This window comes from Glycomyces paridis (genome assembly GCF_004912155.1).
Classification (GTDB): domain Bacteria; phylum Actinomycetota; class Actinomycetes; order Mycobacteriales; family Micromonosporaceae; genus Glycomyces; species Glycomyces paridis.
In genome coordinates this window covers 229194-237953 of the sequence record NZ_STGX01000009.1, presented here as the reverse complement: position 1 = coordinate 237953, position 8760 = coordinate 229194, and the positions used below count along the sequence as shown (strand labels likewise).

The following is an 8760-nucleotide window of genomic DNA, read 5'->3' as shown; positions in this document are numbered from 1 at the left end:
GCGGCGGCGGGACCGCGGGCGGGGGGACCGACGGCGGCTGCTGGTAGACGGCAGGCTGCTGCGGGTGCGGCTGCTGGTACTGCGGGCCGGGCTGCGGCGGGTACGCGGGCGGCGGGGGCTGGTAGGGCGGCACCTGCGCCGACCCGTACGGCGAGTTCGGAGGCGGCACGGGGGCCGAGCCCTGCGGCGGCATGCCCGGGGGAGCCCAGTTCGGCGGCGGCGCGCCGTAGCCCTGGGGCGGCGCGGGCGGCGGGGGCGCGGCCGGGTTCGGGTACTGCTGCGGGACCGGCGCCTGGCCGGAGGGCCCCTGGTAGGCGCCCGGCGGCGCGTAGGTCGGCTCGGGCGGCGGGGCGCCGTAGGACGGGTTCCCGGGGGGCGCGTAGGAGGGGACGGACGCGGCGCCGTACGCGGGCGGCGCATACTGGCCCTCGGCGGGGAAGCCGCCGATCGGCGGCGGCAGGGGCGCGCCGCACTGCGGGCAGCGGCGCTGGCCCGAAGTCAGTCGTTGACCGCAGGAGCTACAGCTGTTTCCGTCCACGGAGGCCTCCTCGGGGCTGGAGCGTCGTCAATCGGGCAACTCAACGACCATCGTGCCATCCGATGGCGACGTCCCGTGCGCGCCTTCCCACTACTCGGTGACGTCCTCACTGTCGGCCTCGCGGCTGAACGTGCCGGAGACACTGCTCGCCGGGTCGGGCGTAGGCGTCTCCTGCTCGTCCTCAGTGGGCGTCTCGGGCTCGGTCGAGGGCGACTCGGACGGCGAGGGGGAGGGCGTCGGCGACGGCGAGGGGGACGGGGACTCGCTCTCGGTGGGCGAGGGGGACGGCGTGGGCGAGTCGGTCTCGCTCGGCGAAGGCTCGGGGTCGCTCGTCTCGTCGTCGGTCGGCGTCTGGGTCGGGTTCTCGGCGTCGGGGTCGGTCCGGACGGCGTCGACCACGCGGTGGGCACCGGCGAAGTTCGTGAACCAGATCGAGCTGATCTTCACGACGTCGCCGGTGCGGGGGGCCTGGACCATCTTGCCGTCGCCGAGGTACATGCCGGTGTGGTAGACCGACTCCCAGTCGCCCGGGTCGTCCCACCAGTAGAGGAGGTCGCCGGGGAGGAGCTTCTCAGTGTCGACCGGCTTGTCGCGGGTCGCGTTGTACTGGTCGGCGGCCACGCGCGGCAGCGTCACGCCCGCGTAGGCGTACGCCGACTGGACCAGGCCCGAGCAGTCGAACGAGCCGGGGCCCTCGGCGCCCCACACGTAGGGCTTGCCGAGCTGGTTGAGGGCGTACTCGACGGCCTTCTTCGCCGCGGGGGCGGCGTCCCAGCCGTCGACTTCGGAGGAGAAGTCGCCGGAGTACTCGGCGGCGGCGGCCTCGCGCTCGCGTTCGAGCTGCGCGATCTCCTCGCGGTTGTCGGCGATGAGCGCGTTCAGTTCGCGCTGGAGGCGTTCGAACTCGGCGTCGAGGGCGAGGAAGCGCGCCTCGGCGGTGTCGGCCGACAGGGACGCGGCGTCGAACGCGGCGTGGGCGACCGACTCGGCGGTCGCGGCCTCCTCGCGGTCGGCGGTGAGGCCCGGGAGGTCCCATTCGCCGCCGATCGGGGTGAGCCCGGTCAGGTCGGGCAGGTCGGCGTCGGGGACGCCCGCGACATCGGCGTAGGCCTCCCCGGCGGCGAAGTCGAGCGCGAGCTGCGCGGTCTCCAGCGCGGCGGAGGCCTCGGTCCACGAGTCGCGGGCGTCGGTGAGGCGGTCCTCGCGGCCGAGCCACTCGTCCTGGGCGGCCGTGGTCTCCTCGGCGATCTGCGCGAGGTCGATCTGGGCGGCGTCGATCTGCTCGCCGAGCGGCCCGCCGGCCGTCTCGGGGTTGGTCACCGGGGCGTCGTCGGAGGCGCCGCCGAGGGGCCTGCTGCCGTCGTCGGGGACGGTGACGCCGGGCTCGGCGAGGGCGGGGAGCGCGCCGCCGAGGACGACCGCCGCCGCACCGGCGGCGGCGATGACGCGGGCGCCGAACCGTGAAACGCGCATGTGGGGTGTCCCTTGCTCGAAGGCGGGTCCGCCTGCTCACCCGCGACGCTGCAAGCGCTCGCCGCGGCCTTGCCCATTGCTTCGCCGCGGCGCGCGCACGGTCGCCGCGGTCGTGCTCAAGTACGGCTCCCCGAGCGGTTCCCGGGGTGGGGAAGCCACGGATACTGTACCGAAGACACGCAACACTCGCATCTGCGGTTGCGCGTCCCTCAGGTGAACGCGCGGTGCACGTCGCACCTCCCGCGTACCTTTCAAGCCGGGGGACCAGCGCATGTCCGTTTTGCCGGGACCCTCCGTTCACGTTCACGGCCTCACATCCCGCCACGTGCGACCGGCCCGACCCGCCGCCGCGGCGTTACGCTGGCCCCAACCGCACAGAGTCAGGAGCGCCATGGACGACAGCACCGAGTTCAAGGCCGGCATCGAGGCGAAGCTCGCGGCCGGCGAGCGGCTGACCTTCGAGGACGGCGTGGGCCTCTACGAGGTCGACGACCTCGCCTGGCTCGGGCGCCTCGCGCACGGCGTCCGCACCGCCAAGAACGGCGACCGGACGATGTTCAACGTCAACCGGCACTTGAACCTCACCAACGTCTGCTCCGCCTCCTGCGCCTACTGCTCCTTCCAGCGCAAGCCCGGCGAGACCGACGCCTACACGATGCGCGTCGAGCAGGCCGTGGCCCTCGCCGAGCAGATGAAGGGCGACGCGCCCACCGAGCTCCACATCGTCAACGGCCTCCACCCCACCCTCCCCTGGCGCTACTACCCGCGCGTCCTCAAGGCCCTCAAGGAGACCCTCCCGCAGGTCAACCTCAAGGCCTTCACCGCCACCGAGGTCCAGTGGTTCGAGAAGATCTCCGGCCTCGGCGCGAGCGAGATCCTCGACGAGCTCATCGAGGCCGGCCTCGAATCGCTCACCGGCGGCGGCGCCGAGATCTTCGACTGGGAGGTCCGCCAGCACATCGTCGACCACGCCTGCCACTGGGAGGACTGGTCGCGCATCCACCGCCTCGCCCACGAGAAGGGCCTGCGCACCCCCGCCACGATGCTCTACGGCCACATCGAGGAGCCCCGCCACCGCGTCGACCACGTCCTGCGCCTGCGCGAGCTCCAGGACGAGACCGGCGGCTTCGCCGTCTTCATCCCCCTGCGCTACCAGCACGACTTCCACGACTCCAAGGACGGCAAGGTCCGCAACAAACTCCAGGCCCGCACCACGATGGCGAGCCCGGCCGAGTCGCTCAAGGTCTTCGCCGTCTCGCGCCTCCTGCTCGACAACTTCGACCACGTCAAGTGCTTCTGGGTCATGCACGGCCTCGACGTCGCCCAGCTCTCGCTGTCCTTCGGCGCCGACGACCTCGACGGCTCAGTCGTGGAGTACAAGATCACCCACGACGCCGACGAGTACGGCACCCCCGACAAGATGACCCGCGAGGACCTCCTCGAACTCATCCGCGACGCCGGCTACCGGCCCGTCGAACGCAACACCCGCTACGAGGTCGTGCGCGAGTACGACGGCCCCCAGACCCTCGGCGAACGCCGCGCCGAACCCCAGTCGGTGCGGTTCTAGTGCCCGCCGACGAATCGCTCGAACGGCCCCGGGAGCGCCCGAAGCTCGACACGCTCGGGCAGCTCACCGGCACGGCCCTCGCGTACTTCGTCATGGGCGCGGTCGCGCTGGCCCTCATCGACCTCGTGTTCGTCCTGCCGACCGGGCGCGACTTCGGCCAGACCTCGGGGTGGATCGCGGCCCTGCCGACCGTCTGGGTGTACACCGACCAGTTCCGCCGGTACGCCGGCGGCTCGCGCTGGGCCGTGATGCTCCTGGGCGTCGTCCTCGGTCTCGGCGCGGGGCTCGCGGCCGCGATCGTCGCGCCCACGTCCTGGCCGCCCATGCTGTCGGGCGGCCTCGGCGGCCTCGCCGCCGCACTCGTCTACGGCGGCCTGTGGCACGCCGGCGTGAAGACCTTCGGAGAGGAGCGGTCCGCATGAACCCGATCGCCAAGTACTTCCTGTCCCGCGTCGGGCTGCTCGCGGCCGTCGCGGTCCCCTTGAGCCTGTTCAACGTCAACCTGCTGCTGGCGCTCGCGATCGGCCTGGTCGGCTCGATGCTGCTGGGCTTCGTGCTGCTGCGCGGCCAGCGCGAGGCGATGATCGACCACATCGACGCGGCGGCCAAGCGGCGCGGCGAAGAGAAGCGGCGCCTGCGCGAGGAGCTCGCGGGCGAGGACGCCTGAACTCTCGCTAGACGCCCTTCATGAGCTCGGTGCAGATCTGGAGGGTCTCGGCCGCGCCCGCTTCGAGGGCCTTGCCGTAGTGCTTGAGCCAGGAGCGGACGCCGTCGGGCGTGCCGGTCGACCAGGCGCGCTGCGCGCCGACGTACTCGGGCTGGCGTTCGAGGTGCCCGGCGTCGACGGTGATGAGCAGCTTCGGGTCGAGTCCCTTGCTGGCGAGGGCGAGCCGGGAGGCGGCGCGGGCGACGACGTTGTTGGACACCGGGAAGGGCCGGACGGCGAGGAGTTCGCCGTGGACGACGGCGGCGGCCATGGCGGCCGGGATCTCCTTGGTGGGGTTGGCGATGAGCGCGCACAGGGCGTTGATGCGGGCCGAGCCGGACTCGTCGACCTCGATGCGGCCGGGCTCGAACTCGGTGCCGGCGCCGGGGAGGTCGCGGGTGGCGAGGAGGTGGAGCTTCGCGAGGACGAACCGGGGCGAGATCGGCCAGACGTCGGCGAGCGAGGGCGTGGCCTCCACGACGCGGAGGGCGCCGCTCACGACGGGGTCGTCGAAGTCCTTGGCGCGCAGCCGTTCGACGTCGCAGTCGTAGCCGTCGAGGGCGAGGGTCGCCGAGGCGCTGTGCAGGGCCACTTCGGCCGCGACGAGGTCGTCACCGCTGCGCAGGGCCTCGTGCCAGAGCATCCTGTCGACGTTGGCTCTGGCGTTCTCAAGGGCGTCGGCAACCTCGGAGAGTTCGAGGAGAGGCGCGAGAGGATCCACGGGCGGAACCTTACCTTCAGGGTGGCGGACGCATACGGCGCACCGGGCGGGCTAACGGGCGGTCACAGAAGCGTAGCGGAGTTCGCGTTCGTGCACCGGTCCGACGATACCTCCCGAATCGCCGTTCCGCGGGCCGCACGCGGACCGTCCGCCGCCCGTCCGCGGGCCGTTCGGCGAAGGGCCTTCCCAGATGCCGGTGTGGCGGCGACCGCACGTTTCGTGTCGCCCGATTCGCGGTAGTGTTGCCAGCCATAGACCCGCCTCACAGTCGCGCAGTGGCGCGTAGATCTGTAAGGAGCGAATACCCGTGGCATCAACCCCGCAAGAGACGCTTGCCAATCTCCTGTCGGAGGACCGGACCTTCCCCCCGTCCCCCGAGTTCACCCGGACGGCGAACGTCACCGCGGCCGCCTACGACGAGGCCGCGGCCGACCGCCTCGCGTTCTGGGAGACCCAGGCCCACCGGCTCGACTGGTCGAAGGACTGGGACCGGGTCCTGGACTGGGACAACCCGCCGTTCGCGAAGTGGTTCACCGGGGGCGAGCTCAACGTCGCCGCCAACTGCCTGGACCGCCATGTGGCGAACGGGCTCGGCGACCGGGTCGCGATCCACTTCGAGGGCGAGCCCGGCGACACCCGCGCGGTGACGTACGCCGAGCTGCTCGACGAGGTCAAGCGCGCCGCGAACACGCTCACCGGGCTCGGCGTCGAGGCCGGCGACCGGGTCGTGATCTACATGCCGATGATCCCCGAGGCCGCCGTGGCGATGCTCGCGTGCGCGCGCATCGGCGCGCCCCACTCGGTGGTCTTCGGCGGCTTCAGCGTCGACGCGCTGTCGAGCCGCATCGAGGACGCGGGCGCCAAGCTCGTCATCTGCGCCGACGGCGGCTTCCGCAAGGGCAAGCCCCTGGCGCTCAAGCCGACCGTGGACGCGGCCTTGGAGCGGTGCCCGTCGGTCGAGAAGGTCCTGGTGGTCACCCGCACCGGCCAGGAGGTCGACTGGAACGAGCGCGACCTGCGCTGGGAGGACACCGTCGGGACGGCCTCCGCCGAGCACGAGGCGCAGCCCTTCGACGCCGAGCACCCGCTGTTCATCCTGTACACCTCGGGCACCACGGGCCGCCCCAAGGGCATCCTCCACACCTCCGGCGGGTACCTCACGCAGGCCTCGTACACGCACCACGCGGTGTTCGACCTGAAGCCGGAGACCGACGTGTACTGGTGCACCGCCGACATCGGCTGGGTCACCGGGCACTCGTACATCGTCTACGGGCCCATGTCGAACGGCGCCACGCAGGTCATGTACGAGGGCACCCCGGACACGCCGCACACGGGCCGGTTCTGGGAGATCGTCGAGAAGTACGGCGTCACGATCCTCTACACCGCGCCCACGGCGATCCGCACGTTCATGAAGTGGGGCGACGACATCCCGGCGCGCTTCGACCTGTCGAGCCTGCGGGTCCTCGGGTCGGTCGGCGAGCCGATCAACCCCGAGGCGTGGGTCTGGTACCGCGAGCACATCGGCGGCGGGAAGTGCCCGGTGGTCGACACGTGGTGGCAGACCGAGACGGGCGCGATCATGGTGTCGCCGCTGCCGGGCGTCACCGCGACGAAGCCGGGTTCGGCGCAGCGGTCGCTGCCGGGGATCTCGGTCGACGTCGTCGACGAGCAGGGCGAGTCGGTGCCGAACGGCGGCGGCGGGTTCCTGACGATCCGCGAGCCGTGGCCGTCGATGCTGCGCACCATCTGGGGCGACGACCAGCGGTTCCTCGACACGTACTGGGCGCACTTCGACGGCATGTACTTCGCCGGCGACGGCGCGAAGAAGGACGACGACGGCGACGTCTGGCTCCTGGGCCGCGTCGACGACATCATGCTCGTCAGCGGGCACAACATCTCGACCACCGAGGTCGAGAGCGCCCTCGTCGGGCACGAGACCGTGGCCGAGGCCGCGGTCGTCGGCGCCTCGGACCCGGTGACCGGCCAGGGGATCGTCGCCTTCGTGATCCTGCGCGGCGTCGCCGAGTCGAGCCCCGAGCACGTCGCCGAGCTACGCAACCACGTCGCGAAGACCCTGGGCCCCATCGCGAAGCCGCGCCAGGTGATCGTCGTGGCCGAGCTGCCCAAGACCCGCTCGGGCAAGATCATGCGTCGGCTCCTGCGCGACATCGCCGAGGACCGCGAGATCGGCGACGTCACCACCCTCGCCGACAACACGGTCATGAGCCGCATCAAGGTCGGCCTCCGCTCCGGCAGCGAGGACTAGACGGACCGAAGGGCGCCACCGTGATCGCGGTGGCGCCCTTCGCCATGTGCGCCCACGCCCCACGCCCCACGCCCCACGCCCCACGCCCCACGCCAACGGATTGTCGGCCCCGCCCGGCACCCGCTCAGTCGGGCCGCTCCCCTCCGCCACACCCGACCCCGGGACACGCACCCCACACCCCGCTGTCACACCCCCGAGCAACCCTTGAACCGGGGGACCCAGCGAACCGACACACCCGACCCCGGGGGCCGGACACCTCCCCCGCGCCACCCCATCGCACGCCGCCACACCCCGCCCCTCCCCACCCGTTCACTCCCCACCCCGCCCTCCCGCCACTCCCCCGCCGCTCCCGCGCCCGCCTCCGTGACGCGCGTGCGCCCGCGGACGCCGCCGCACCGTCGCCCAGTCGTGACCTCGTACGCTGTGCTGCGTGACCCGCAAGACCTTCGCCGACGGCGCCGCCCTCCAACCGGGCCCCTGGAACCACCGGTACATCGATGCCAACGGCTCGCGCTTCCACGTGGTCGAGTCCGGAGAAGGCCCGCTGATCCTGCTGCTGCACGGCTTCCCGGAGTTCTGGTGGGCCTGGCGCCACCAGATCCCGGCCCTGGCCGATGCCGGGTTCCGCGTCGTCGCCGTCGACCTGCGCGGGTACGGCGCCTCCGACAAGCCTCCGCAGGGCTACGACGCCTACACGATGGCCGCCGACGTCGTCGGCCTCGTCCGCGCCCTCGGCGAGCGCGAGGCCACCCTGGTCGGCCACGACCTCGGCGGCATCCTCGGCTTCGCCGCCGCCGCCTTCCACCCCCGCCAGTTCAAGTCCCTCATCGTGCTCGGCGCGGCCCACCCGCTCCGCCAGCGGGCGGCGCTCGCGGTGGACCCGAAGGGCCAGCTGTCGGCCTCGCGCCACCTCTTCGCCTTCCAGATGCCCCGCTATGAGCACAAGCTGACCGCTTGGGACGCACGCAAAGTCGCCGACCTCATGTACGCCTGGTCGGGGCCGCGCTGGCGCGGCAGCCGCGACTTCCAGGAGTACGTGCGCGCCTGCCGCGACGTCATCCAGATTCCCCAGGCGGCATTCTGCGCCCTGGAGGCGTTCCGGTGGCCCTTCCGCACCGCGATGGGCCTGGCCGGGCGGCGGTTCGTGAAACTGCTCCAGCGGCCGACGCCGGTGCCGACCCTCCAACTGCACGGCGCGCTCGACTCGTGCGTGCTCCCGAGGACCGCCCAGGGCTCGGGCAGGTACGTGCACGGGCGCTACGAGTGGAAGCTCCTGGACGGCATCGGCCACTTCCCGCAGCAGGAGTCGCCCGAGACGGTCACGAAGGAGATCATCCGCTGGGCGGCATAAGGCCGTACCAGGTACAACGTACTTAGTACAAGGTACTTAGCACGACATACCGTGTACGACGTACTGCGTACGACACCCAAGTCTCACAAGGGCACCCGACTCCGTACAAGGCACCACGTACGAAGTACACGGATCCCA

General features: G+C 71.9%; 8 protein-coding genes. 5 read left to right on the top strand and 3 right to left on the bottom strand.

Translation table 11 applies throughout. The features are described 5' to 3' along the window. Both E9998_RS14030 and E9998_RS14025 read right to left on the bottom strand, forming a co-directional pair. On the bottom strand, nt 1-538 hold a 538-nt coding region (locus tag E9998_RS14030), incomplete at its 3' end, for a zinc-ribbon domain-containing protein (protein ID WP_338029413.1). Nucleotides 539-628: 90 nt separating this feature from the next. Further along, nucleotides 629-2011 carry a C40 family peptidase gene (locus E9998_RS14025; RefSeq protein WP_136530319.1) on the bottom strand — a complete coding sequence of 461 codons (1383 nt, stop codon included), beginning with the start codon at nt 2009-2011 and terminating at the stop codon, nt 629-631. Nucleotides 2012-2402: 391 nt separating this feature from the next. On the opposite strand from E9998_RS14025, the gene mqnE reads away from it, so the two are divergent. The 3 genes from mqnE to E9998_RS14010 are packed head-to-tail and all read left to right on the top strand — an operon-like array spanning nt 2403 to nt 4245. Then, nucleotides 2403-3578 (top strand): aminofutalosine synthase MqnE, encoded by a 1176-nt coding sequence (gene mqnE / locus E9998_RS14020; RefSeq protein ID WP_136530318.1) that lies wholly within the window; start codon nt 2403-2405, stop codon nt 3576-3578. Then, a complete protein-coding gene (locus E9998_RS14015; RefSeq protein WP_136530316.1) occupies nt 3578-4000 on the top strand; it encodes a hypothetical protein in 423 nt (140 codons plus the stop codon). Before mqnE ends, E9998_RS14015 begins: the two co-directional genes overlap by 1 nt. Continuing rightward, the gene (locus tag E9998_RS14010; protein ID WP_136530315.1) at nt 3997-4245 is read left to right on the top strand and encodes a DUF4229 domain-containing protein; all 249 of its coding nucleotides are present in this window, start codon (nt 3997-3999) and stop codon (nt 4243-4245) included. Before E9998_RS14015 ends, E9998_RS14010 begins: the two co-directional genes overlap by 4 nt. A gap of 7 nt (nt 4246-4252) precedes the next feature. On the opposite strand, the gene E9998_RS14005 is transcribed toward E9998_RS14010, so the two are convergent. Further along, nucleotides 4253-5005, bottom strand: a complete 753-nt coding sequence (locus E9998_RS14005) for an oxidoreductase (RefSeq protein ID WP_136530313.1) — start codon at nt 5003-5005, stop codon at nt 4253-4255. A gap of 307 nt (nt 5006-5312) precedes the next feature. Between E9998_RS14005 and acs the strand changes: the two genes are divergently transcribed. Continuing rightward, nucleotides 5313-7271 carry an acetate--CoA ligase gene (gene acs / locus E9998_RS14000; protein WP_136530312.1) on the top strand — a complete coding sequence of 653 codons (1959 nt, stop codon included), beginning with the start codon at nt 5313-5315 and terminating at the stop codon, nt 7269-7271. 430 nt (nt 7272-7701) lie between these two features. Beyond that, on the top strand, nt 7702-8622 hold the full coding sequence (locus E9998_RS13995) for an alpha/beta fold hydrolase (RefSeq protein WP_204745436.1): 921 nt from the start codon (nt 7702-7704) through the stop codon (nt 8620-8622). Nucleotides 8623-8760 lie beyond the last annotated feature (138 nt).

Bases quoted from the DNA above. Each gene is read 5' to 3' on its own strand.
- E9998_RS14025 (WP_136530319.1), bottom strand. From the start codon at position 2,011: ATGCGCGTTTCACGGTTCGGCGCCCGCGTCATCGCCGCCGCCGGTGCG.
- mqnE (WP_136530318.1), top strand. From the start codon at position 2,403: ATGGACGACAGCACCGAGTTCAAGGCCGGCATCGAGGCGAAGCTCGCG.
- E9998_RS14010 (WP_136530315.1), top strand. From the start codon at position 3,997: ATGAACCCGATCGCCAAGTACTTCCTGTCCCGCGTCGGGCTGCTCGCG.